The organism is Planococcus donghaensis MPA1U2, from assembly GCF_000189395.1.
In the GTDB taxonomy this organism is placed as follows: domain Bacteria; phylum Bacillota; class Bacilli; order Bacillales_A; family Planococcaceae; genus Planococcus; species Planococcus donghaensis_B.
Map to the genome: position 1 here is coordinate 39,014 of NZ_AEPB01000038.1, position 23,528 is coordinate 62,541.

At 40.7% G+C, this 23,528-nt stretch carries 28 protein-coding genes and 1 other annotated feature; all 28 genes read left to right on the top strand.

Annotated features, from left to right (window positions below; all coding sequences use genetic code 11):
• The first annotated feature begins 25 nt into the window (after nucleotides 1–25).
• The 28 genes from GPDM_RS16590 to pheA all read left to right on the top strand — a co-directional run bounded on the left by GPDM_RS16590 (nucleotide 26) and on the right by pheA (nucleotide 23,486).
• A complete protein-coding gene (locus GPDM_RS16590; RefSeq protein ID WP_008431460.1) occupies nucleotides 26–541 on the top strand; it encodes a type IV pilus modification PilV family protein in 516 nt (171 codons plus the stop codon).
• Nucleotide 542: 1 nt separating this feature from the next.
• On the top strand, nucleotides 543–1,094 hold the full coding sequence (locus GPDM_RS11205; protein ID WP_008431461.1) for a type II secretion system protein: 552 nt from the start codon (nucleotides 543–545) through the stop codon (nucleotides 1,092–1,094).
• Nucleotides 1,024–2,556, top strand: a complete 1,533-nt coding sequence (locus tag GPDM_RS11210) for a hypothetical protein (protein ID WP_008431463.1) — start codon at nucleotides 1,024–1,026, stop codon at nucleotides 2,554–2,556. The genes GPDM_RS11205 and GPDM_RS11210 overlap by 71 nt, the downstream gene beginning before the upstream one ends.
• A gap of 31 nt (nucleotides 2,557–2,587) precedes the next feature.
• The gene (locus GPDM_RS11215; protein ID WP_008431465.1) at nucleotides 2,588–2,992 is read left to right on the top strand and encodes a hypothetical protein; all 405 of its coding nucleotides are present in this window, start codon (nucleotides 2,588–2,590) and stop codon (nucleotides 2,990–2,992) included.
• Entirely contained in the window at nucleotides 2,985–4,421 is a 1,437-nt protein-coding gene (locus GPDM_RS11220) for a VanW family protein (protein WP_008431467.1), read from the top strand. The genes GPDM_RS11215 and GPDM_RS11220 overlap by 8 nt, the downstream gene beginning before the upstream one ends.
• Before the next feature lie 22 nt (nucleotides 4,422–4,443).
• The gene (locus GPDM_RS11225; protein WP_008431469.1) at nucleotides 4,444–6,102 is read left to right on the top strand and encodes a GspE/PulE family protein; all 1,659 of its coding nucleotides are present in this window, start codon (nucleotides 4,444–4,446) and stop codon (nucleotides 6,100–6,102) included.
• Nucleotides 6,103–6,105: 3 nt separating this feature from the next.
• Nucleotides 6,106–7,152, top strand: coding sequence for a type IV pilus twitching motility protein PilT (locus GPDM_RS11230; RefSeq protein ID WP_008431471.1), 1,047 nt, complete (start codon nucleotides 6,106–6,108; stop codon nucleotides 7,150–7,152).
• A 1-nt stretch (nucleotide 7,153) separates the two neighbouring features.
• Nucleotides 7,154–8,365 (top strand): type II secretion system F family protein, encoded by a 1,212-nt coding sequence (locus tag GPDM_RS11235; protein WP_008431473.1) that lies wholly within the window; start codon nucleotides 7,154–7,156, stop codon nucleotides 8,363–8,365.
• A 130-nt stretch (nucleotides 8,366–8,495) separates the two neighbouring features.
• A complete protein-coding gene (locus GPDM_RS11240) occupies nucleotides 8,496–8,930 on the top strand; it encodes a type II secretion system protein (RefSeq protein ID WP_008431475.1) in 435 nt (144 codons plus the stop codon).
• Between the two features lie 25 nt (nucleotides 8,931–8,955).
• On the top strand, nucleotides 8,956–9,894 hold the full coding sequence (pilM, locus tag GPDM_RS11245) for a type IV pilus biogenesis protein PilM (protein ID WP_008431476.1): 939 nt from the start codon (nucleotides 8,956–8,958) through the stop codon (nucleotides 9,892–9,894).
• Nucleotides 9,895–9,900: 6 nt separating this feature from the next.
• Entirely contained in the window at nucleotides 9,901–10,638 is a 738-nt protein-coding gene (locus GPDM_RS11250; protein ID WP_008431483.1) for a PilN domain-containing protein, read from the top strand.
• Entirely contained in the window at nucleotides 10,635–11,396 is a 762-nt protein-coding gene (locus tag GPDM_RS11255) for a hypothetical protein (protein ID WP_008431485.1), read from the top strand. Before GPDM_RS11250 ends, GPDM_RS11255 begins: the two co-directional genes overlap by 4 nt.
• Nucleotides 11,397–11,493: 97 nt before the next feature.
• The gene (locus GPDM_RS11260) at nucleotides 11,494–12,249 is read left to right on the top strand and encodes a prepilin peptidase (RefSeq protein WP_008431487.1); all 756 of its coding nucleotides are present in this window, start codon (nucleotides 11,494–11,496) and stop codon (nucleotides 12,247–12,249) included.
• Nucleotides 12,250–12,587: 338 nt separating this feature from the next.
• Entirely contained in the window at nucleotides 12,588–13,196 is a 609-nt protein-coding gene (locus GPDM_RS11265; RefSeq protein WP_008431489.1) for a Maf family protein, read from the top strand.
• Complete coding sequence (radC, locus tag GPDM_RS11270) at nucleotides 13,190–13,882, top strand: RadC family protein (protein ID WP_039863347.1); 693 nt, start codon at nucleotides 13,190–13,192, stop codon at nucleotides 13,880–13,882. The genes GPDM_RS11265 and radC overlap by 7 nt, the downstream gene beginning before the upstream one ends.
• A gap of 94 nt (nucleotides 13,883–13,976) precedes the next feature.
• Nucleotides 13,977–15,005 (top strand): rod shape-determining protein, encoded by a 1,029-nt coding sequence (locus tag GPDM_RS11275; protein WP_008431492.1) that lies wholly within the window; start codon nucleotides 13,977–13,979, stop codon nucleotides 15,003–15,005.
• 13 nt (nucleotides 15,006–15,018) lie between these two features.
• Nucleotides 15,019–15,903: a rod shape-determining protein MreC gene (gene mreC / locus GPDM_RS11280; protein WP_008431494.1), complete on the top strand. Its 885-nt coding sequence runs from the start codon at nucleotides 15,019–15,021 to the stop codon at nucleotides 15,901–15,903.
• Nucleotides 15,900–16,430 carry a rod shape-determining protein MreD gene (mreD, locus tag GPDM_RS11285; RefSeq protein WP_008431495.1) on the top strand — a complete coding sequence of 177 codons (531 nt, stop codon included), beginning with the start codon at nucleotides 15,900–15,902 and terminating at the stop codon, nucleotides 16,428–16,430. The genes mreC and mreD overlap by 4 nt, the downstream gene beginning before the upstream one ends.
• A 16-nt stretch (nucleotides 16,431–16,446) precedes the next feature.
• Entirely contained in the window at nucleotides 16,447–17,118 is a 672-nt protein-coding gene (gene minC / locus GPDM_RS11290; protein ID WP_039863349.1) for a septum site-determining protein MinC, read from the top strand.
• A 1-nt stretch (nucleotide 17,119) separates the two neighbouring features.
• Nucleotides 17,120–17,920, top strand: coding sequence for a septum site-determining protein MinD (minD, locus tag GPDM_RS11295; RefSeq protein ID WP_008431499.1), 801 nt, complete (start codon nucleotides 17,120–17,122; stop codon nucleotides 17,918–17,920).
• Nucleotides 17,921–17,980: 60 nt separating this feature from the next.
• Nucleotides 17,981–18,919 carry an NERD domain-containing protein gene (locus GPDM_RS11300; RefSeq protein ID WP_008431501.1) on the top strand — a complete coding sequence of 313 codons (939 nt, stop codon included), beginning with the start codon at nucleotides 17,981–17,983 and terminating at the stop codon, nucleotides 18,917–18,919.
• A gap of 223 nt (nucleotides 18,920–19,142) precedes the next feature.
• Nucleotides 19,143–19,224, top strand: a sequence feature (ribosomal protein L21 leader region).
• A 13-nt stretch (nucleotides 19,225–19,237) separates the two neighbouring features.
• On the top strand, nucleotides 19,238–19,546 hold the full coding sequence (gene rplU, locus GPDM_RS11305; protein WP_008431503.1) for a 50S ribosomal protein L21: 309 nt from the start codon (nucleotides 19,238–19,240) through the stop codon (nucleotides 19,544–19,546).
• A gap of 2 nt (nucleotides 19,547–19,548) precedes the next feature.
• On the top strand, nucleotides 19,549–19,878 hold the full coding sequence (locus GPDM_RS11310) for a ribosomal-processing cysteine protease Prp (protein WP_008431504.1): 330 nt from the start codon (nucleotides 19,549–19,551) through the stop codon (nucleotides 19,876–19,878).
• Between the two features lie 13 nt (nucleotides 19,879–19,891).
• Nucleotides 19,892–20,182 carry a 50S ribosomal protein L27 gene (gene rpmA, locus GPDM_RS11315; RefSeq protein ID WP_008431505.1) on the top strand — a complete coding sequence of 97 codons (291 nt, stop codon included), beginning with the start codon at nucleotides 19,892–19,894 and terminating at the stop codon, nucleotides 20,180–20,182.
• A gap of 146 nt (nucleotides 20,183–20,328) precedes the next feature.
• Nucleotides 20,329–20,844, top strand: coding sequence for a Spo0B domain-containing protein (locus tag GPDM_RS11320; protein WP_008431508.1), 516 nt, complete (start codon nucleotides 20,329–20,331; stop codon nucleotides 20,842–20,844).
• A 1-nt stretch (nucleotide 20,845) separates the two neighbouring features.
• Nucleotides 20,846–22,135: a GTPase ObgE gene (gene obgE, locus GPDM_RS11325; protein ID WP_008431509.1), complete on the top strand. Its 1,290-nt coding sequence runs from the start codon at nucleotides 20,846–20,848 to the stop codon at nucleotides 22,133–22,135.
• A gap of 16 nt (nucleotides 22,136–22,151) precedes the next feature.
• The gene (locus tag GPDM_RS11330; protein ID WP_008431510.1) at nucleotides 22,152–22,604 is read left to right on the top strand and encodes an ACT domain-containing protein; all 453 of its coding nucleotides are present in this window, start codon (nucleotides 22,152–22,154) and stop codon (nucleotides 22,602–22,604) included.
• Nucleotides 22,605–22,619: 15 nt separating this feature from the next.
• Nucleotides 22,620–23,486 carry a prephenate dehydratase gene (gene pheA, locus GPDM_RS11335; RefSeq protein WP_008431511.1) on the top strand — a complete coding sequence of 289 codons (867 nt, stop codon included), beginning with the start codon at nucleotides 22,620–22,622 and terminating at the stop codon, nucleotides 23,484–23,486.
• Nucleotides 23,487–23,528 lie beyond the last annotated feature (42 nt).

Below are 23,528 nucleotides of genomic sequence, written 5' to 3' on the forward strand. Positions count from 1 at the left end.
GTGTTTCTTTAAGGGGTGGCTGCTTATGGCTTTAAATGAAAAAGGTTTGAGTTTAGTTGAAGTTCTAGCAGCGGTGGTTATTTTGAGTATTGTATTTGTTGGCATCATGACCATCTTCCCTCAAATGACGTTATTTAATAACAAGACAGAAACAAAACTGGACACGATGAATTTAGCTAGACAAGAAATTTCACTTATATCTGGAGAATCAGCATGGGTAGGAAAACGCAATAGTAGTGATTCGGATATTTACGAAGATTTTAAAACGGTTTTAGCAGCGAAAATGCCTGCGACAGGCTTTAATAAAGTAGCTCAGTATCCTAAGTTTGTTCGTTATGAAAAAGTGGATGATTACCGTTATGAAGCAGACATTTATTTAGAATGTCAGGCTTTTTTAGAACAAGATGTAAATGGCATGACATGTAACAATCCGAATTTGACACAATTATACAAAGTTCACCTGAAAGTGTATGACGGTGCTCGTATAAGCAGTCAAACATATTCCTATATTAAATTCCTTGTCGAAGAAAAGGTTGATTAATATGAAAAATGACGAAAAAGGAATAACAATGATTGAAATTCTCGCCGCACTTGTATTGGTTTCACTTGTAGTAGCAGGTGCGTGGACAGCGATGTCGATTGGGTTTAAACATAGTGTCGTTGAGACTACAAAAACGCATATACAACAAGATGCAGCTTTAGTAATTGCGAAGTTATCAAGTGCTCATCGGAAAAGTGATCGTTACCTCGTGAAAATTGAAAATAAGCAACTCATGTTACAAACCTGTTCTGATGAAACAGGTTGCGGACCTTATGAAAGGCTTATTGATAAAGACTATGACTTTACCGGTACATCCATCAATGGGATTGTTTATACGGGTGCATCCTTTTCTGAAGTAACAATCGTTCCTAAAGAACAGCATAACCCAGTTTCTTTAACACTCACTTCCGGTAAAGCTTCAATTTCCATAGATACAGTCTTAACGCGACTCATCACAGGCATGTTCGAAACGGGGGAGAGAAATGAAAGTTCTCAAAAATCAGCAAGGATACGCATTATTAGTTGTCCTATTAATCGTAGTTCTATTCTTTAGCTTATCAGCTACATTTATTGCAGGTTCTTTAAATCATTCGAAACAAGAGCAAACGATCGATGTCAACAATCATGCTGTAGCTGCTGCAGAAATGGGGACTTTGTACTTTACAACTGATTTTGAACGAGAACTTAAAATGTTGAAGTATGAAATGAATACACAAACACAGTTGAAACTAAATGCGCTTATTGACTGTATTAAATACCCCCTTGGCAACGCGTGCAATACACAAGCTAAACGCGATCAATGGGAAGAAACTATTGAACAGGAAATGAAGGCGATTTTAATTGGACGCATTATGGATAAAGTTCAAGTGCTTAATACACAATTAAACGTTAAAAAAGTTCCGTTTACAGCAGAGAAAATTGACTACACAATTTTAAAGACGACTACAGTGAAATTAAACCAAGCATTAAAAAATGTAGATACAGCATCTACTGTCGATAAAGAAGTAGAATCGATTAAAATCGAAATGGAAATCCAAGGAACTTCTGAAGGCGTGACAAAAGATTTAGTAGCCACATTTATAGTGAAAATGCCTGAAGGGTTTTTGAGTTCTGAAGAAACCATTAAAGTCGATACACTACAAATCACCAGTAGTGTAGACATGAAATACGAAAATGTATTTTCGCTAGTTCCCCCCACACAATCATGTTCCGCTTTATTAACAAATGTTTTAAAAAGTATAGCGACAGCGCCTTACGAATGTTTATCATCTTCTGGAGAGAAATTAAGCACTTTCGTGGATCAAATTAAAAATGCCAAACTAGACCCTGTTGATTTCCGCGTATATACAAACAGTTTCAAAGATTATGTTTGTGATAAAAACTGCAACAACATCAATTTTCAAGGTGTCAGTGTAGTCGTAAAAGAAAGTGATACATCTGTTTCAAATAATATTAATAACCTTGTAAACGCGAACCTTATTATTAATGGGAAACTAGGTGCTGGAAATAACTTAATGAACTTAGGGAAGAACGGTGTGAAACAATCACTGGTTGTTAAAGAATTAGCGATAGACGGCAATATTAAAAACTCGGCAAATACCAATTTTCTTGTGCTCGGCTACAACAATCCAGCGGTCATGGCCAACTTAAAATGGGGAAATCACATTGAGATATCCAATAATTCGCGATTCTGTGTAGATATTGATCGTGTAAAAAGTTCAGATTTAGCCCTTCTTTCTCAGCAAATTATCTTTTCGGGAAGTGGAGTCATGTCTTATTTTTCTGCTGATAAAAACAAAGTTTTTGAACTGAAAAACGCATCAGGTGCAGATCGAACTGTTAAAGAAGGAAAAAACACATATAAAATGACCGATCTTTATGTGAAACGGGAAAGTTCTTACTCCACTTTTTTAGCGAATTGTGGCGTATCGACAAAAAGCACCAACACCATGCCTTTAGATGTATCGATTCCCGTTCCGATCGATATTGATATCGATTTGGAAATAGAATACTAAACTATTATTAACTAAAAATTGGAGGATTTACATGATACGCTTATTAGTTTTTCTTATCTTAGCGGCAATTATTTTGGCGCTCACTTATTTCCGCTTTAAACAATTTCCATTGTTAAAACGAATGATTATTTCAGGAGGTGGACTTGCGGCTGCAGCTGTAGCACTTTTAATGCAAGGCACTTATGCCTGGTATATTGTAGCGTTGGCACTTGTTGGTATGTCATTTCTAGCCGCATTTGCATTTGCTAAAATCATCACTAAAGAACGTCAAGAAAAATTACGTATTGTAGAAGAACGCCGCGAGCAAAAACTGCAACAAACATTAAAGAAATCAGCAGCTTTAGAAAAAGCACCAGAAATTGAAACAGATGAAAAGCCAATGTCGTTCGGCATGCAGTCGATTGATGCTGAGCGAGAGGAGATTACACGTGGATAATAAATTAGTCGGTTTAACATTTGCAACCATATTTGGTTTTGCACTCATCGTATTCGGAGCAGCCAACGCTGGCGCTTATGCTGTTGACACATGGATTTTCCCAGTAGAGGAATATGGCGATAACACGTATATTGGCACGAATGATGTATCGAACATGGAAGTTCCAGCTGCAAAAATGATGCTCGCAGGTCAATTAGAAGCGTGGCAATCAGAAGCAAAACTTGATGTTGTTTATCAAGATGCTACAGCAGCATACCCACTTGAAACTGCAGAAATTTTAATAGACGAGACATTAAGTAACGCTCAAACTGGATCACAAAATAGTTTTGTGTTTGGTCTTTCTCAAGACACAACACGTGAATTTTTAGCAGAGCAATTTCCAGTTGCTACTTTTTCAGAGCCTGACGTTGCGACGATCAATAACAAATTGGAAACAGCTTTGAAGGCTGGACAAACAAAAACGAAAGTTTCGATTAGCGATGATAGTTTAAGTGTAGATCGCGAGAAAGTTGTAGATGTCGTTTTCCCTACAAACTTTGTAAGCCTAGATAGCGCAACGGTTATCGAAGCGTTAAATGGCATTCAATTAGCGCCTGAAACGCAATTTTCATTTTTAGACTTTATCGAAGAATTACCATTAACAGATATTAGTGATGAAGAATTGACGCAAATTGCTTCAACGATTTACGGTGCAGTATTGCAAACTAACTTTTTAATCGATGAGCGTAGCATTGGAACACAATTACCTGCACAAGTCCCAGCTGGTCAAGAAGCAGCGATTAATCGCCACTTAGGAGTTGACCTTGCTTTTACAAATCCAAACAAAAGCTCATTTACCTTAAATTTATCGAAGAAAAAAGATTCGTTAAATGCTTCTATTAGTGGTTTTCCATTTGTATACGAATATGCAATTGGTATTACAGAAGAAAAAGAGATTGAAGTGCGATTGGTAAAGCAATTTAGCGCATTTGTAACAAGTGGCAAAAAAGTAGAAGAAAAAGGATTAAAAGGGAAGAGTTTAACGGTTATTCAAACTGTAATCGACAACGGTGAGCCGTTAGAAGTGGTAACGGTATCGAAGGATTTTTATCCCCCAATTCACCGTGTCGAAGTTCATCCATTAGAGAAAAAAGAAGAACCGGCAGCAGAAGCACCTGTTGAAGGTGATGCAGACTTTGTAGATGCAAATGGAGACGGTGTTCATGACGGCACCACTGCAGATCCGGAACCGGGAGATTCAGATTTTGTCGATGTAAATAATGATGGCGTATATGATCCGCCAGTAGAAGAGTCGGACGTACCAAAACCAGGGGAACCAGGATTTGTGGATGAAAACAATGATGGTGTTCATGATGAAGTAGAAAACGAAGAACAACAGCCCCAGAAGAAACCTGTTTATGATAAAGGTGGAAATTTAGTTACGGAATAATAGTCAGAAAGGAGGAGTCGGTATGGCGATTGTCAGAAAAAGACTAGGTGATATTTTAGTCGCACAGGGCTTGTTGACAGAAGCGGACTTACAAGAAACGCTAAACAATAAACCGAGCGATCAAAAGCTCGGTGATGCTTTGTTGCAACGCGGAATCATCACCGAGCGCCAATTGATTGATACGCTTGAAGTACAGTTAGGCATCCCCTACGTCTCGCTGTTCCGCTATCCGTTCGATCCAAAGTTATTTAACGTCGTACCAAAAGATTTTGCTAAGCGTAAACTTTTGGTGCCGTTAAAAACGGTGGGTGACCGTTTGTTTATAGCGATGAACGATCCGACAGATTTTATCACCATCGATGACCTCCGGCTGACGACTGGCTTTCATATTGAACCAGCAATCGCTTCAAAAGAAGATATTGTAAAAACCATTGCCAAATATTACGACGAAGAATCATATGATGAATTGTTGGAAGATATGCCACAAACAGCGGAAGAACAACAAAATGAATTAGACGACTCTGATGCACCGATTGTTCGGTTAGTCAATCAATTGTTATCAAACGCCGTTTCGCAAAAAGCTAGTGATATCCATTTAGACCCGCAAGAAAATCGAGTTCTTGTCCGGTATCGTATTGATGGAACACTACGCACGGAGCGAACCTTACCAAAAAGTATGCAACAAATGATGACGGCACGGATTAAAATTTTATCCAATCTGGACATTACTGAAAACCGAATACCACAAGATGGTCGGATTAAAACAACGGTTGACTTCCGAGCCATCGATTTGCGGGTATCGTCTTTACCAACAGTATTTGGCGAAAAAATCGTAATGCGAATTTTGGATTTGAGTCAAAACCTGACAGACATTTCGAAGCTTGGTTTTAGTGAACTAAATATGCAACGCTTTATGCGAGAAATCAGTAAACCAAATGGCATTGTTTTAATCTCGGGTCCAACTGGATCGGGTAAATCATCAACGCTCTATGCAGCGTTAAATAAACTCAATTCTGAGGAAGTTAACGTTATTACCGTTGAAGATCCCGTTGAGTATCAGTTAGAAGGCATTAACCAGATTCAAGTAAACGCAAATGTCGGTTTAACATTTGCGGCAGGATTGCGATCCATCTTGCGTCAAGATCCTGACATTGTCATGGTTGGAGAAATTCGAGACAAAGAAACAGCTGATATTTCGATACGTGCATCTTTAACAGGTCATTTAGTGTTAAGCACCATACACACAAACGATTCAATCGCCTCGATTACTCGTTTAATGGATATGGGCATTGAACCGTTTCTTGTAACAGCGTCATTAAATGCTGTTATAGCTCAACGATTAATTCGACGCGTTTGTCGAGACTGCAAAGAATTACAGTCAGTTACAGTGAGAGAAAAAGAAATTGCGGCTAAACGCGGGATTCATCTGGAAACCATTGCGCGTGGTAAAGGTTGTCCGGCATGTAACATGAGTGGTTATAAAGGGCGTATGGCTATTCACGAAGTATTGGTTGTAGACGAAGACATCAAAGATATTATCAACCGCGGGGGTTCTGCAGCGGAAATTCGGGAAATTGCTATCAAAAATAAAACCATCTTTCTAATCGACGATGGATTATTAAAAGTAAAGGAGGGCATGACAACGACAGAAGAAGTACTTCGCGTTGCCATGACAGATTAGCCTATGACGACAACTACTACTTTTATCGATCGTGTTTTGACAGAAGCGAAAGACCGTGGTGTTTCCGATATTCATATGACAACAGGCATTACGCCTGTTTTTCGAATTAACGGGAAGTTGGTTCAGTTTGGTGACGAAAAACTGATGCCTGATGATACGTTTTCAATTGCTAAAGCCCTTATGCCTGTTTCATTATGGGATACGTTTTTAGAAAAAGGCGAGATGGATTATACGTATTCGATTCCAGGAGTCGCTCGCTACCGTGTCAACTCTTTTCATCAACGCGGTTCTATCTCACATGCATTTCGAACAATTGCCTCGAATATTCCAAGCATCGACGATCTTCAAATGCCAGATACCTTGAAAAAACTGGCAGATACCCATCAAGGGTTGATTCTTGTGACAGGTCCTACGGGTTCTGGTAAATCGACAACATTAGCGGCAATGATACGTTATATGAACGAACATATGAACAAGCACATTATTACATTAGAAGACCCGATTGAGTATATGCACAGTCATGGAACATCTGTTATTGACCAACGAGAAGTTGGATTTGACACAAAATCATTTGCCAATGGGTTACGTGCTGCACTTCGACAAGATCCAGATGTGATTTTAGTTGGGGAAATGCGTGATTTGGAAACAATCACGACCGCGATTACCGCAGCTGAAACGGGACATTTAGTAATGGGAACGCTACATACATCGAGTGCTGCTTCAACTATTGAACGTATTATCGACGTTTTCCCCCATGAACAACATGCACAAATCCGAACGCAACTTGGAGGTATTATTAAAGCGGTTATTTCTCAGCGCCTATTGCCAACAGCTGACGGTAAAGGACGCGTTGCAGCAACAGAAATTATGATTTCAAACTCTGCGATTGCCAACTTGATCCGTTCAGAGAAAGTTCACCAAATCCCGAACGTCATTTTGACAAACCGTGCACTAGGCATGCACATGATGGAAACTTCTGTGCAAGAGTTGCTGAAAAAAGGCAAAATTACGCGTGAAGTTGCGCAACCTTATTTGATAGGGGTGGATTAAGATGGCGCGCTATAAATACGAAGGACGTGACCGCATAAAAGTCAGATCTGGTGTTGTAGTTGCGAGCGGTCGCCGAGAAGCGGTTAGCAAGTTGCGCGATGAAGGAATAAGAGTAATAGACATTCGCGAAATGCCAGCATCTGCTTTGCAAAAAGACATATCAATTGGAAATCCTGTCAAACGAGACCAGTTTATTATGTTTTTACGCCAGTTTTCAACCTTGATGCGCGCTGGGGTTACGATTGTTGATTCTGTTCATATTTTATCGCAACAAGTAGAATCAAAACCTTTACAAAGAGCTTTAGCAGAAATTGCGGAAGAGTTGAGAAAAGGTAATTCGTTATCTAATTCACTCGCAAAATACCCAAAAATTTTTGAACCACTAACTATAAATCTAGTTAAAGCAGGAGAGTTAGCAGGGAACATCGATGAATCATTAGATAGTTTAGCCACACATTATGATAAGGCGTATCAAACGAGGCAAAAAGTTATTTCTGCAATGTCTTATCCTGTAGTCGTCGGTATTTTAGCTATCGGAGTGGTAATATTTCTATTGTCTTCTATTGTTCCGATGTTTGCTGATATGTTTTCAGGATTCGGTGGTGAGTTGCCGTTAATAACGCAGTTTGTTATGGGTGCTTCAGATTTTGTTCAAGGTTATTGGTATTTGCTTTTATTAGCAGGACTTACAATTGTAGCTGTTATTTGGCTAATGCGTAAAAATCCTAAAGGTAATATGATACTGGATACTTTACTTATAAAGGCGCCAATATTCGGTAAAATTATGCAAAAATCAGCACTTGCTCGTTTAACAAGAACACTAAGTTCATTATTTTCTAGTTCAGTACCTATTTTGCAATGTTTAACGATGACTGAAAAAGTAGTCGATAATGCAGTTATGTCGAAGGTTATTCTGCAAGCTCGGGATTCTCTTGAAAGAGGGGGATCTCTGACAGAACCAATGCGAAAACATTGGGCTTTTCCGCCACTAATACCGCATATGATCTCTATAGGTGAACAAACGGGATCTTTAGATCATATGTTAAGTAAAGTTGCTGAGTTTTATGAAAAAGAAGTGGAAGCTGAGACCGATCGGTTAAAAGCTCTAATTGAACCTTTAATGATTGTGTTTTTAGCTGCATTAGTAGGGACTATAGTACTTGCTATAATGGTTCCGATGTTTGAAATGTTCCAAAATGTAGATAAATTATAAGATTAAAACAAAATTTTTATTAAAATATATTTTATATTTAAATAAAAACTATTGCAAAAATTAGTACTATTGATATAATTAACACATACTCTAAGTAGTATAAAAAAGTAAAATAATAGGGGGAAAGAAAATGAAAAAATATTTGCAACAGAAATTAAATAACGAAAAAGGTATGACGTTAATCGAGCTTTTAGCAGTAATCGTTATTATTGCAATTATTGCAGCAATTGCTATTCCGGCAATAGGTAATATCATTGATAATAGCAGAAATGGTGCGGTAAGAGCAGATTTCCAACAAGCGATCGCTGCAGCGAGTTTGTATAAAACTGAGACAGGTAGTCTGCCAGCAGGAACTGATAATGCAGATACTTTAAACTTAATTGGAGATTATCTTGATGATGCAGGCTCATTAACAGGAGTTGCATTTACTGAAACTAGTGGTTCTATTGAAGTAGCAGGGTCAGCGACGTCGAATGGCAAGACTTACACAATAGTTACACCTCTTACTAATTCGGGACTTGGACAAATAGAGAACTCTAATTTCGAAGGTAGCGATATTAAATAGTAAAACTAATTTAGGAGCTGAAAACATGGCCTTATCGTTTTTATCAAGAAAAGCACGCGTCGTCACCATTACAATAGAAGAAGACGCGATTCGTCATGTCGACTTGCAATCCTCTTGGCCACTTGAGCTAAACTGTGCGGAAGAATTACTTCTTCCCACAGGTATTATTGAGGATGGCAAAATAGTCGACGCAGAAGCGCTGGCCTCGGTACTCGATAAGGCTGTCAATCAGTGGGGTCTCTCTAAGAAGTCAGTCCGCTTCCTCGCCCCTGACGAATTCGTTATTGTCCGCAAAGTACCATACCCCGAAAATGTGCAAGTCGATGAATTAAAAGGTCATTTCTTTATTGAAATTGGCTCGACTTTGTACTTACCATTTGAAGATCCTGTCTTTGATGTGGTGCCATACCATTTAGAAGACGATCAACCTGAAGCGATTATTATTGCCTCAAGAGAATCTGTTGTCCAAGCTTATGAAGATGCGTTTGAAAAAGTGAAGTTAAAAGCAGTTGTGGCGGATATTACACCTCTGGCACTTTATCGTTTAACACATTTACAACATAATTTTGAAGAAGAAGAGCACGTGATGTTAATTGATTTGCAATCGAAAAAAATGACGGTTTCGATTTTCCATGAACATTACCCAATGTTTATGCGTCCAATCGATATAGAAATTGAAGATCCATTTTTAGCAGATCGTACTGCAGTTATGGACTCAGTTGAAATCGAAGCTGAAAAACTAGCGAACTTTTATCGCTACAATATGAATGCAGGACAATTCGGTGTAACAAAAATAGTGTGTAATGGTGACTTTTATGACTGGCCAACATTCCAACAAAATCTTGAACGACGTTTTCAAATACCGGTGTTACCTGTTGTTATTGATGCGATTCCGTGTGGCCAAGAAAAAGACGTGCCTAGACGCTTTAACCGGGCTATCGGTCTCGCGCTGAAAGAGGTGTAAAATATTATGTTGGTAGATATTAACTTATTGCCGCAAAAAGAACGGGACCGTCCCGCTTTTCTTATTGCGGCGATTGCGATTTTATTGTTAGCTGTAATCGTATGGGCAGTGTTTGCCCTAGTAGCTAACGCCAATGAAAATGAACAACAGCTGTTAGCCGCACAAAGTTTGCAAGTCACCTCGGAACAAGAAGCCATCCGAGCTAAATTGGAAGCCGCTCAAGGAATGAACGAAGAACAGCAATTAAAAGTGACAGTTGACTGGGCGGAAAGCTATCAATTTGATACGGTTCCTCTTTTAGAAGAACTGGTATCTATTTTGCCAGCACGTGGATTTTTTGAAAGCTTTTCATACACAGGCTTAGATCAAGCAACTTTATCTGTTCAATTCGATACGACTAGACAAGCTGCTTATTACTTAGCACAGCTAAAAGCTTCAGAACTTATTAAGTCAGTCACATTAGACGGTGTGGCTCAAAAAGAACTTAACGCTGAAGAGAGCGGAGAAGTTATAGACGAAGTTGAAGAAAAACTACCACGATACATAGCAACATATACGATTCTTTTTGATGACCAACGTCTTCCAACAGACGATACAGCAGTTCCAGTCGACGGCGAAGCAGCAACTGAAACTCCGGTTGAAGAGGTTGTACCGGCTGAAGAAGTTGAAGTGAACGTAGATGTTACGACCGAAACCGAATCACCAGAAACCGCTCCAGTAGAAACAGGAGGGGATGAACAGTGAGTAACTACTCAAAAAGCCAAAAAGAAAAAGGCCTAATCATTTTAACGAGTATTTTCTTAATCGCTTTATCAGCATATTCATATTTTATGGTTTATGTTCCAGCGAAAGAAGCGAGAATTCAAGCTGAACAAACCTTAAGTTCTGAACGAGACGTATTGATCGCATTGCAAACACAATTTAAAGAACTGCCGGAAACTGAAAAAGTAAATCCGCGCGAATTGCAGCGGAAAGTTTCAGTTGAAGCGTTAACGGAGTTAATCGTTTTGCAAATTGAACAAGCTGAATTGATGTCAGGTACGCTTGTTGACAACATTGGCATCACAGAAGGTCTTGTTGAATTACCTGTTCCTGTCGAAGGTCTTGAAAATCTTCAAGAAGTGCTAACGACAGTTACGGTAAAAGCAGATGATTACCGTGAGATTACAACTTTCATTGAAAAAGTGGAAGCGATGGAACGCATCATGATTGTCGAAGCCATCAACTTCAGTTCGGGAGAAGAAATCACGAAAGCTGAACAAGTGAACGAGAATGATGAAATCGATGTCACGTTAACTTTTTCCGCATATTTCAGACCTGATCTGATTGCTTTAGCTGATACGTTACCAAAAGTGGATACACCAACTCCTGCAGGCAAAAAGAATCCGATGCCAGACTATAATGGGGTAGATTTAGCGGATGAAGAAGCTCAAGCTGCTACTGGTGTTGAAGTAAATGTAGACGTAGATGTTGAAGAAAGCGCATCAGCTTCAAACGAGTAAGAAAAAAAGAGAAATCATTGCGATTTCTCTTTTTTTGATAGAATAGAGTTTATACTTAAACGATTTTAACTATTAAACTAAAGCAAAGAGGGTTTCTATGGTATTAACTTATTCTGTTTTTATTGGTGTATTTGGACTTGTTTTCGGATCATTCTTTAATGTAGTTGGCTTGCGTGTACCGAAAAAAGAGTCGATTGCATATCCACCTTCCCATTGTACAAATTGCGATCGCCGTTTAACTGCGTTGGATTTGGTGCCGGTATTTTCTTATCTATTTTTAAAGGGGAAATGTCGAACATGTAGCTCGAGCATTCATTGGGTTTATCCTTTAATGGAAGCCATCACCAGTATTTTATTTGTTGCATCGTATTTAGTGTTTGGGTTTACACCAGAGTTGATCGTAGCGATTTTGTTTGTGTCATTACTAGTCATTATCACGGTATCTGATATTGCGTACATGCTTATTCCTGATAAAGTGTTATTGCCGTTTGCGGTTGTGCTAATCGGCTTGCGTTTTGTGATTCCGCTAGATCCATGGTGGAATAGTTTGCTTGGTGCGGCCGTCGGGTTTTCGTTGCTATTTTTAATCGCTATTGTTTCTAAAGGTGGTATGGGTGGTGGCGACATCAAGTTATTTTTTGTGATTGGGCTAGTGCTTGGTTTAGGTGGAACGTTAATGACCTTATTTTTCGCGTCGTTTATTGGTGCGGTCGTAGGTATTATTCAATTACGGATCACGAAGAAAGGGCGGAAATCCCCGATTCCATTTGGTCCGTCTATTGCAGCCGCAGCGATTATTGTGTATTTCTGGGGCGAAGGAATTCTCACATGGTATATGAATTTTCTAGGATGAAGCTGAGGCTTCATCTTTTTTTTGTTGTATATCCGTATTGGCGCTTAGGGCATAGCTCTCGCCAAGAGCCAGGAAGAGCATCTGTCTCTTTGCTTCGCTTAGCCCATGGACGCGCCACTACTATATTAAGGTTTGGTATATGTCTTACGATATTAATATTGCCCAATGCAGGTTTTAATTAAATTAGAATTATCAATACCTATACAAAGCGCTTTAAGACTTATAGCATCACCAAATCTCATTTTTCAACAAGCCTATCAAAGCAAAACTCATTTTTCATCATTTGTTTTCGAGTTTACGGAAATGGTATGATTCTTGAAAAAAGGAGAGATTCTCTTATGAAATTTAAATCTAATTTCCCGATCATACTCGCTTCCCAATCACCACGCCGCCAGGAATTGCTTGATATGCTTGGAGTTGACTTTACTATTAGCCCAAGCACGAAAGATGAACCGGATCCACAGCAATTTCAAACAGCGCTCGGCTATGTGTTAGCTTGTGCTGCACAAAAAGCACAAGAAGTGGCAGCTGACAATAGAGATAGCGTCGTTATTGGTTCAGATACAATAGTTGTATTAGATGAAGAGATTTTATTAAAGCCGAAAAATAAAGAACAAGCTAAAAGCTATTTGCAAAAACTATCAGGTCAAACGCATCACGTTATTACTGCGGTAACGGTTGTTCAAGGCGATAGCGAGTTGTCATTCCATGAAACGGTGCAAGTCACGTTTTTTGAATTGCCGGAAGCCTGGATTGATGCCTATATCAATACAGAAGATCCATATGACAAAGCGGGTGCTTATGGCATTCAAACAGTATCTGGCTTGTTTGTTAAAGACATTAACGGTGATTACAACGCAGTTGTTGGTTTACCGGTTGCGGCTTTAACACAAAAACTAAGCGCTGCAGGGTTTATTTCCTTAGAAGGGAGCGGTGTTCGATGCTAAACGAAACGCCGTTGATGATTCGTGATGTGCACATTACAGACCGGCCCCGTGAACGGTTAATAAACCAAGGGGCGTCAGCGTTATCCAATCAAGAGTTGATCGCCATTTTACTGCGCACAGGCAGTCGACAAGAGTCTGTGCTCCATTTAGCAAATCGCGTGCTCACTCATTTTGAACACATACAAGAATTAAAAAACGCTACGATCGAAGAGATGGTGGCGATCAATGGCATCGGCCAAGCAAAAGCGGTGCAACTGCTTGCAGCGGTCGAGCTCGGACGACGCTTGTCTTCGAAACAAACTGACACAAAATTTACCATTCGCTCACCCAAAGACGCCGCTTCTTATTTAATGGCGGATATGACCTCACTCAAGCAAGAACATTTTGTTGTTTTGTTCCTCAATATTAAAAATCAAGTGATGCACCGACAAACTATATTTGTTGGCAGCTTGAATGCCTCTATTGTTCATCCTCGAGAAATTTTCCGTGAAGCGGTTCGTCGTTCGACAGCATCAATTGTTTGTGCGCATAATCATCCGTCTGGTAACCCTGCACCTTCTCCAGAAGATATTGAAGTCACTAAACGACTAGTTGAAGCGGGCAGTATCATTGGAATCGAACTGCTTGATCACGTTATAATTGGTGACCACCAATTCATTTCGTTGAAAGAAAAGGGGTTCATGTAGCACTGTTTATTTTTTTTCTTTTCGTCTATAATGATTGGTATTGTGTCCTCGCAAATGTGGAGGTGCAGCTGTTTAAAAGAAGGGACGAAAAACTTTGTTTGGATTTGGTTCGAAAGATGTTGGAATAGACTTAGGCACGGCAAATACATTGGTGTATATTAAAGGCAAGGGAATTGTTCTTCGTGAACCTTCTGTTGTTATTAAAAATAAAACGACTGGCGAAATTGTAGCCGTCGGTAGTAAAGCTAAAAACATGATGGGACGTACAGCCAGTTCTATTGAAGCAGTCCGTCCAATGCGTGACGGCGTAATTGCCGATTACGATACGACTTTAACGATGATCAAGTATAATCTAACTGAAGCGTTTCGAGAAATCGGTAGTAAATGGAAAACGGGGACGGTCATGATTTGTGTGCCTTTTGGCATTACGTCCGTCGAACAGCGTGCGGTTTTAAATGCGGCTCGTTCCGCTGGAGCTCGTGAAGCTTACACGATTGAAGAGCCTTTTGCAGCAGCGATTGGAGCAAATTTGCCCGTATGGGAACCTGTTGGCAGTATGGTCGTCGATATTGGGGGCGGAACGACAGAAGTCGCCGTTATTTCACTAGGCGGAATTGTTTCAAGTGAATCGATTCGTGTTGCTGGTGATGCATTGGATACAGAAATTATCCAGTATATCCGCAAAGCCTACAAAGTGTTAATCGGTGAAAGAACAGCAGAAGCTCTTAAAATCGGCATTGGTTCGGCGGCTATTATGGAAGCTTCTGAAAAAGATGTATCCATGGAAATTCGTGGGCGCGATTTAGTAACAGGTTTTCCAAAGACGCTGCAAATTACGGCTGGTGAAATCGCTGAGGCATTGAGCGAACCCGTAGCGGATATGTTAGCTGGGATTAAGGCAGCTCTTGAGAAAACACCGCCCGAACTAAGTGCAGATATTATCGAAAACGGCATGGTGTTGACCGGTGGAGGAGCGTTACTTAAAAATCTCGATCGTTTAATATCAAGAGAAACTTCAATGCCAGTATCTATCGCTGAAAATCCATTAGACTGTGTGGCTCTTGGCACAGGAAAGGCGCTTGAGAATAGGGACAAATTCCGACGCCAGTTATCAATTAAATAAGGAGGATGGCGATATGCCACAACTTTTAACAAACAAGCGGCTTATTTTGCTGCTGTTGGGTGTCATCCTGCTCGTTGCACTAATTTCTTTTTCGCTCCGTGATCGCGACAATGTGTCGCTTCCGGAACAAATCATAAAAGATGCTGTTGGGGCCGGGCAGTCGGTATTTTCACGACCTGCTCATTTTGTTACTGGAATTTTTGATAATGTCGATTCGTTACTAAACACATTTGAAGAAAACCAGCATCTGAAAACGCGCTTAGAAGAATTTGCGGGTGTGCAGGCTGAAGTAAAGGACTTGCGTTCTGAAAATGAAGAACTGAAAAAAATTGTTGGAAAAGAAGAAGATTTACGAGACTTTAACCCGATACAAGCAACTGTTATTGCACGGAACCCCGATCAATGGGAAGAAAAATTGATTTTGAACCGTGGAGCAAATCAAGGCGTAAAACCCAATATGGCGGTTATGACAGCAAGTGGATTAATTGGCAAAGTGACGTTAACCACACCGACTACTTCAACAGTTGAATTGATTTCAACGCTTAACCCGAACTACCGCGTTTCAGCGATGGTCGTTGGTGGAGAGAAAGATGTTTATGGACTGATTGAAGGGTACGATGCAGAGCGTCACGAATTATTATTAAAGCGCATTGATGCAAATATTGAATTGAAAAAAGGCGATCAAGTAATATCAAGTGGACTTGGCGGGATTTTTCCAAAAGGTGTTTTAATTGGAACGATTACGGAAGTGACAATTGATGAGTTTGGTTTAACAAAGCTTGCTTACGTAAAACCAGCAGCGGACTTTTCGCTGTTAAACCACGTTATTATCGCAGACCGATTGATGCCGGAAGTGGACGGTGAAGACAATGGCGTGACAGGAGACGATGAATCATGATTCGTTTCCTCATCCCGTTGATCTGTCTCGTCCTGTTTTTCATGGAACCGGTTTTTGGTCTTTTCTCACCATTAAATATTGGTGGCGAATTGAATTATATCGTGCCTCGTTTTCTAATTATGTTTTTGATATTCTTAACGCTTTATTATGATTTAAAGCACGCTATGTTTTACGGATTATTTTTCGGGCTCTTGTATGATGTCTTTTACATTGATATTATTGGATTATATTCTTTTTTGTACCCAGCCATTTGTCTGGCTGCAGCAGCTGCATTCAAAAAGATCCCTCGGAATTTATTGACAGCGACCCTGCTGACGCTCTTTTTATTGGCATTGTTCGAGTTTTTGCTTTACCAATTCTTCCTGCTTATTTCATTTACGGGAATGCCGCTTGGCACATTTATCACGACAAGATTATGGCCAACAATGATCGCCAATTCCATTTTCTTGGTGATGCTCGGCTGGATTTTCAAGTCGGTAATGGTCACGCAATTATCAGAGCGTGACAATAAGATAGGGTTATATTAATGAAAGCGCAGGTGACATTTTTTTGAAGAATCTCGTTAATATTAAAGGGAAAAATAAAGGACTTGTGCTATATCTCGATGATCAATGTGCATATTCTGAGTTATTGACCGAGTTAAAAACGAAAGTATCGGATCCTGCGCTAGACAGTGATACCGAAGTGACAGTACATTTAAACAAACGTTATTGCACAGAGAGTCAAATTCAAGAATTGAGCGAAGTGGTTGCGACAAATCCTCATTTGAAGGTTGTCGGAACAACAAGCGATATTTTGAAAGTTGAAGAATGTGAACAAAAGATAATTGAAAGCCAGTCCGAAACATATGTCGGTATTGTGCGATCAGGACAAGTGATCAAAGCGGAAGGTGACTTAGTCGTTATTGGCGATGTTAACCCGAACGGTCGCGTTGAAGCAGGCGGCAGTGTTTATGTATTAGGTCGATTAAAAGGTGCAGCGCATGCCGGAACAAAAGGCAATCGCGATGCAGTTATTGCAGCATCTTGGTTAGAAGCAACACAATTAAAAATTCACGACGAATTGGAAACCATGACAGACGAATTGTCTAGTTTATCGGAACAACCGGAAATGGAATGTGCATATTTACATAAAAATGGCACGATCATTATTGACCGTTTACAGGAATTGCGGTTTATCCGTCCGCAAATTTCAACGTTTAAAGGAGGAAGCTAGTGTGGGAGAAGCTATCGTAATTACATCAGGTAAGGGAGGCGTCGGAAAAACGACGACAACCGCCAACCTCGGCACTGCATTGGCCCTTCAAGGGAAAAAAGTATGCTTAATCGATACCGACATTGGATTGCGTAACCTCGACGTTATTTTAGGACTCGAAAATCGCATCATTTATGATTTGATTGACGTATTAGAAGGACGTTGCAAAGTGCACCAAGCGCTTGTCAAAGACAAACGTTTTGATGATATGCTTTATTTATTGCCAGCAGCGCAAACTGCTGATAAAAATGATGTTAATCCAGAACAAATGAAAGAACTCGTAACCGAGCTGAAAAAAGATTATGACTTTGTCATTATCGATTGCCCAGCCGGCATCGAGCAAGGCTATAAAAACGCTGTAGCGGGAGCGGATCACGCGATTGTCGTTACCACTCCTGAAATTTCAGCCGTTCGCGACGCTGACCGCATTATCGGTTTGTTGGAACTTGAAGAAAACATCGATGCACCACGTTTAATCATTAACCGCATCCGCCCGCATTTGATGAAAGCGGGAGAAGCGCTTGATGTCAACGAAATCACGACACATTTGTCGATCGATTTACTGGGCATCATTGCTGACGACGAGCGTGTTATTTCAAGCTCAAACAAAGGCGAACCGATCGTTATGGACCCGTCCAACACCGCTGCACTTGGCTACCGCAACATTGCGCGCCGCTTGCTAGGTGAATCGGTTCCATTGATGAGCATGGAAAAAGCACCGCCAAGTTTGTTCACAAAAATTAAAGCAGTCTTTACGAAATAAACTAATCTGAGCCTTCGCTATTGTAGCGAGGGCTTTTTTAAAACTTTCGGGAGGTGTGGAATGAACGATTTTTTACTTGTGCAGATGGTTTCAGCAGAACGATTGAAATCTGGCCACGAATTAAAGATGACCGTTTTATCCGAGTTAAAAAATTCTTTAGCTGGTGTAAGCGGTGAACAGCGTACGGCCACTTTATTGAAAAGAGAGTTGGATTTATCAGGAGATTTTATGTTATTGAGTGATGTTGTTATTCCATATAAAGATGGTTCCGTGCAAATTGATTTATTGTTGATTCATGCAAGCTGTGTTTGCGTACTGGAAGTGAAAAACATGATTGGTGAATTTTATTTTGATTCGGTTAACTTTCAGTTTCACCGAGTGATCGACGGTCGCAGAGAAGGCATGCGCAATCCAGAAGCGCAATTGCATCGTGCGGTAAAAGCATGTAGTGGATTTTTAAATGTGCCGGTTGATGGTGTGATTGTGTTAACGAGTCGATCTAGCAAAGTAGTTGATGCCCCGAAACTTTACCCGGTCGTGTCACTCGATTATTTGCCATTCCATTTGGAGAAGTTGGTGGAGGGCCCGCAACTTTTTGATGTGGAGAAGCTAACGAGTAAGTTGAAAAAATTACCTCCGCAAGATATAAGTAAGTCCTGGCTTGCGCGCCATCAAATTAGCTTTAATTCTTTACGGCTTGGTGTGACATGTCCAACGTGCCGAACGTGTTCACTAATTTGGCGAGACCGCAAATGGCATTGTGAGATCTGCGATTTTCATTCGCGAGATGCTCATGAAGTGACGCTGCAAGAATTTGCGTTGATGTTTGGCGGAGAACTCGATACGCGACTTGCTTACCAGCTACTTGGAGTTGAAAACAAATATGTGCTGTACCGATTGCTTGAAAAGTCAGCGCCGAAAAGCCAAACGCGTGGAAAAAGGCGGATTATTGAAAATCGGCAACTGTTGCGTGACTATTTTAGTCGTGTATATCGGTGACCGCACCTTAAATGGGCAAGAGCGCACTTCAATCGTCCAAGACCGCACCTCGCACCCGCAAAAGCGCACCTCAAACAACAAAGACCGCACCTCGCGCCCACATAACCGCACCTCACTCAAATCAAAACCTCACATCCAACAATCAATTTCCCGAAACATAACATTCCCTATTGACTCGACGAGTTCCCACATGGTATTATTCTAATGTTATGTTTGTAGCGTATCGTTGCTACAACCGCTCGAATCAGGTTACTTTAAGAAGATGCTTCGGCAGATCACCTGAATAGGCGAGTCTTAATCTAGAGGAGGTGCAAGGATATGTACGCGATTATTGAAACTGGTGGAAAACAAATCAAAGTTGAAGCAGGCCAAGAAATCTATGTTGAGAAATTAACTGGAGAAGCTGGTGATGTTATCACTTTTGATAAAGTTCTATTTGTAGGTGGAGATGATACTAAAGTGGGTGTTCCTTTTGTTGAGGGAGCTACTGTTACGGCTAAAGTTGTAAAAAGCGGCCGCGCTAAAAAGATCACTGTTTTCACTTATAAAGCGAAAAAGAACTATCACAAAAAACAAGGTCACCGTCAGCCATACACAAAATTGACTGTCGATGCAATTAACCTGTAAGAATGATATTTGTAACTGTAAAAGAAACGTCAAACCGCATTTCTTCCTTTGAAATGTCAGGCCACGCGGATTACGCTGAACACGGGCAAGACCTCGTATGTGCTGGAGCATCTGCTGTCTCTTTCGGAGCGGTGAATGCCATCATGGAGCTGACGGGAATCGAACCAGACATTCAGCAAGCGAATAGCGGCTTTTTAAAAGTCAGTTTTCCGAACGACTTGGATGAGAAGACAGATCAACAGGTTCAACTGTTAGTGCGCTCTATGATTGTTTCATTAAAAACGATTGAACAAGACTATGAAGAATATATTAAAATAACCTTCACAGCTTAGGAGGTGGGACAGAATGTTAAGATTAGATCTTCAGTTTTTTGCATCTAAAAAAGGTGTAGGTTCAACGAGAAACGGACGTGACTCAGAATCTAAACGCCTTGGCGCAAAACGTGCAGACGGCCAAGAAGTTACTGGTGGTTCAATTTTATACCGTCAACGCGGGACTAAAATTTATCCAGGTGAGAACGTTGGACGCGGCGGAGACGATACACTTTTTGCTAAAATCGACGGAGTTGTTCGTTTCGAACGTTACGGACGCGATAAGAAAAAAGTTAGCGTATATCCAGTTGCACAAGAAGCTTAATACAAAACGAAAAGGGCTGCTTTCGCAGTCCTTTTTCTTTTGATAATTATCGGCGCAATTCACGAGACAGGTTAGACGCATTATTTTAGGAATTTACTGCGAATTATTGGTATACTGGAATAAGAAGCTGAATCGGGACGTGACTTATGGAAAAACCAATGACAGTGGCACAATCGCTTCGGCATGCGCGCCATGATTTTTTAAATGATCTTCAATTAATCAAAATGAATTTGGATCTTGGCCGTCTCCAAGAGGCGCAAGCGCTTATTCGTTCGTATGCCGAAGCGTCTATGCATGACAGCCGGCTAGCCGACATCGGGTTACCGCTGACAGAGGAGTGGCTGTTAACGGCCAATTGGCGCTTTCCTGGATTTAATTTTCATGTAGAGTGTCAAGCTATTGCAGCGCCTGCACATTTAGATGGCGAGTTCCGGCGTTTTTTAGAGGGTTTTGTGGAATTAGCAAAAGAACAACTGAGTCCTTATCAAGTGTTTGATTGCGAGATTTTATTAGAATCCGACGCGGCGTTTTTTGAAATAACGATTAAGTGTTCGGAGAGTTGGCCGGACCTGAATATGGTGAAAACAGATGGGTTCACTGTACGAAAAGAGTGCAACGAAAACAGCACAATAATTGCTGTTCGTGCACAGATGGAGGGATAATATGTTTGTCGATCACGTAAAAGTTTATGTTAAAGGTGGCGACGGCGGAGATGGCATGGTTGCTTTCCGTCGCGAAAAATATGTACCAAACGGCGGTCCTGCCGGTGGAGATGGTGGTAAAGGCGGGAATATCGTCTTTATCGTTGAAGAAGGATTGCGTACGCTAATGGATTTCCGTTACAAGCGGATTTTTAAAGCAGAACGCGGAACGCACGGCATGAGCAAAAACCAACACGGTGCTAAAGCAGAAGATACATTGATCAAAGTACCACCAGGTACAGTTGTAAAAGACGTCGGTACAGGCGAAACAATTGCTGACTTAGTTGAACATGGTCAAACTGCGATTATCGCTAAAGGTGGACGCGGTGGACGTGGAAACTCACGTTTTGCAACACCTGCTAACCCAGCTCCAGAGCTTTCTGAAAAAGGCGAACCGGGTTATGAACGCAACGTCATTTTGGAATTGAAAGTATTAGCAGATGCTGGTCTTGTTGGATTCCCTAGTGTCGGGAAATCGACGTTATTGTCAGTCGTTTCTGCAGCTAAACCAAAAATTGCGGAATACCATTTTACAACGATCGTTCCAAACTTGGGCATGGTTGAAACAGAAGACCAGCGCAGCTTTGTTATGGCTGATCTACCTGGATTAATCCAAGGCGCTCACGAAGGAATCGGCCTAGGCCATCAATTCCTACGTCATATCGAACGTACGCGTGTTATTATTCACGTGATTGATATGTCTGGTCTTGAAGGACGCGATCCTTACGAAGATTACTTAACAATCAACGAAGAGTTAAAACAATACAATATGCGTTTAACAGAACGTCCGCAATTGATTGTTGCAAATAAAATGGATATGCCAGATTCTGAAGAGAATTTAGCAAAATTCCGCGAAAAATTGCCGGAAGATGCACGCATTTTCCCGATTTCCGCACTGTCACGTAAAGGTTTGAACAACTTGTTGTTCGCAATTGCTGATGTTATTGAAGTAACTCCGGAATTCCCGTTAATGGGTGATGAAGAAGTTGATTCAGAAAGCACTGTATTGTACAAACACGAAACTGATGCAGATGGCTTTGACATTACACGCGGTCCTGATGGCGCATTTATCTTGTCTGGTTATGCGATTGAACGTATTTTCAAGATGACGGACTTTTCTCGTGAAGATTCGATTCGCCGCTTTGCTCGTCAAATGCGCGGTATGGGAATTGATGATGCCCTTCGTGAACGTGGAGCGGAAAATGGCGACACGGTTCGCTTGCTTGAATTCGAATTCGAATTTATGGATTGATGCGGAGGTAGCTTGAATGAAGGATATTTCGGAACAACGGTATTATTTAGTGCGTGAAGACGTTTTAACAGAAGCGATGCAAAAAACGCTCGAAGTGAAAAGAATGCTGCAAAATGACCGTATTTCGATTATGGATGCCGTTAACAAAACAGGTCTTTCACGCTCTGCGTTTTATAAATATCGTGACGCTGTATTTCCGTTCCATTCGATTGTCAAAGAACGGATCTTGACGGTTTTCTTACAATTAGAAGACCGTTCAGGAACGCTTGCGACACTTCTGCAAACAGTCGCTGAAAACGGCTGTAATATTTTAACCATCCATCAAACCATTCCGATTCAAGGACGGGCAAATGTGACTTTGTCTTTGGACGTTACGGCGATGGACGGGAACTTGGACGTATTTTTGCAACAGCTGAAAAAACTCGATTTTGTCGAGTCGGCTGATGTGGTATCAAGCGGATCATCTTAATGGAGGAATGTTTAAATGACTGGACAAGCTATGAGTAAACGAATTTCATATTTAGGGCCGGAAGCGTCATTTACACACCTTGCGGCAACAAAAGTTTTTCCTGACAGTACCTTAGTGCCATTTACAACCATTCCCGAATGCATAGAAGCAGTGGTAGAAGGCAGCGTAGATTACGCTGTCGTCCCACTGGAAAATGCATTAGAAGGATCAGTTCCATTAACAGTGGATTATTTATTCCACGAAGCTCAATTGTATGTGACAGCTGAAGTGTTATCACCGATTGAACAACATTTATTGGTGCACCCTGAAAATCGTCACGCGGAATCATTTGAAGCGATTTATTCGCATCCGCATGCATTGGCACAATGCCACAAATATCTTTATTATACATACAAAAATACGCCACTCGAGCAATATAGCTCAACAGCAGCGGCAGCAAAAATGGTATCTGAATTGCCCGAACGCAATATTGCAGCCATTGGCAATGAATTTTCTGCCCATAAATACGGCCTGGATATTTTGCAGCGCGATATTCACGATTTCCATTTTAACCACACACGCTTTTTCGTGTTGTCAAAAACCAATCATAAGTTAGAAAATCCGCAGCATGACGAACAAATCAAAACAACCTTGATGATGACGTTGCCAGAAGATGACCGTTCAGGTGTTTTACACCAAATTTTATCGGTTTTTGCATGGAGACGATTAAACTTGAGTAAAATTGAGTCGCGTCCGTTAAAAACAGGTCTTGGTGATTATTTCTTTATTGCGGATGTTTTAGCAGATGAAAACGATGCAATGATGCGCGGTGCCTTTGAAGAACTTACAGCTTTAGGATGCACGGTGAAAACACTCGGCTCGTATTACACTTACAAAAATTAAACACAAAAGTCCCGCAGCATTTCGCTGCGGGACTTTTTAAAT

What these genes read in the sequence shown, in the direction of transcription:
- GPDM_RS16590 (WP_008431460.1), top strand. Translation starts at nt 26, where the DNA reads ATGGCTTTAAATGAAAAAGGTTTGAGTTTAGTTGAAGTTCTAGCAGCG.
- GPDM_RS11205 (WP_008431461.1), top strand. Translation starts at nt 543, where the DNA reads ATGAAAAATGACGAAAAAGGAATAACAATGATTGAAATTCTCGCCGCA.
- GPDM_RS11210 (WP_008431463.1), top strand. Translation starts at nt 1,024, where the DNA reads ATGAAAGTTCTCAAAAATCAGCAAGGATACGCATTATTAGTTGTCCTA.
- GPDM_RS11215 (WP_008431465.1), top strand. Translation starts at nt 2,588, where the DNA reads ATGATACGCTTATTAGTTTTTCTTATCTTAGCGGCAATTATTTTGGCG.
- GPDM_RS11225 (WP_008431469.1), top strand. Translation starts at nt 4,444, where the DNA reads ATGGCGATTGTCAGAAAAAGACTAGGTGATATTTTAGTCGCACAGGGC.
- GPDM_RS11230 (WP_008431471.1), top strand. Translation starts at nt 6,106, where the DNA reads ATGACGACAACTACTACTTTTATCGATCGTGTTTTGACAGAAGCGAAA.
- GPDM_RS11235 (WP_008431473.1), top strand. Translation starts at nt 7,154, where the DNA reads ATGGCGCGCTATAAATACGAAGGACGTGACCGCATAAAAGTCAGATCT.
- GPDM_RS11240 (WP_008431475.1), top strand. Translation starts at nt 8,496, where the DNA reads ATGAAAAAATATTTGCAACAGAAATTAAATAACGAAAAAGGTATGACG.
- pilM (WP_008431476.1), top strand. Translation starts at nt 8,956, where the DNA reads ATGGCCTTATCGTTTTTATCAAGAAAAGCACGCGTCGTCACCATTACA.
- GPDM_RS11250 (WP_008431483.1), top strand. Translation starts at nt 9,901, where the DNA reads ATGTTGGTAGATATTAACTTATTGCCGCAAAAAGAACGGGACCGTCCC.
- GPDM_RS11260 (WP_008431487.1), top strand. Translation starts at nt 11,494, where the DNA reads ATGGTATTAACTTATTCTGTTTTTATTGGTGTATTTGGACTTGTTTTC.
- GPDM_RS11265 (WP_008431489.1), top strand. Translation starts at nt 12,588, where the DNA reads ATGAAATTTAAATCTAATTTCCCGATCATACTCGCTTCCCAATCACCA.
- radC (WP_039863347.1), top strand. Translation starts at nt 13,190, where the DNA reads ATGCTAAACGAAACGCCGTTGATGATTCGTGATGTGCACATTACAGAC.
- mreC (WP_008431494.1), top strand. Translation starts at nt 15,019, where the DNA reads ATGCCACAACTTTTAACAAACAAGCGGCTTATTTTGCTGCTGTTGGGT.
- mreD (WP_008431495.1), top strand. Translation starts at nt 15,900, where the DNA reads ATGATTCGTTTCCTCATCCCGTTGATCTGTCTCGTCCTGTTTTTCATG.
- GPDM_RS11300 (WP_008431501.1), top strand. Translation starts at nt 17,981, where the DNA reads ATGAACGATTTTTTACTTGTGCAGATGGTTTCAGCAGAACGATTGAAA.
- rplU (WP_008431503.1), top strand. Translation starts at nt 19,238, where the DNA reads ATGTACGCGATTATTGAAACTGGTGGAAAACAAATCAAAGTTGAAGCA.
- GPDM_RS11310 (WP_008431504.1), top strand. Translation starts at nt 19,549, where the DNA reads ATGATATTTGTAACTGTAAAAGAAACGTCAAACCGCATTTCTTCCTTT.
- rpmA (WP_008431505.1), top strand. Translation starts at nt 19,892, where the DNA reads ATGTTAAGATTAGATCTTCAGTTTTTTGCATCTAAAAAAGGTGTAGGT.
- GPDM_RS11320 (WP_008431508.1), top strand. Translation starts at nt 20,329, where the DNA reads ATGGAAAAACCAATGACAGTGGCACAATCGCTTCGGCATGCGCGCCAT.
- obgE (WP_008431509.1), top strand. Translation starts at nt 20,846, where the DNA reads ATGTTTGTCGATCACGTAAAAGTTTATGTTAAAGGTGGCGACGGCGGA.
- GPDM_RS11330 (WP_008431510.1), top strand. Translation starts at nt 22,152, where the DNA reads ATGAAGGATATTTCGGAACAACGGTATTATTTAGTGCGTGAAGACGTT.
- pheA (WP_008431511.1), top strand. Translation starts at nt 22,620, where the DNA reads ATGACTGGACAAGCTATGAGTAAACGAATTTCATATTTAGGGCCGGAA.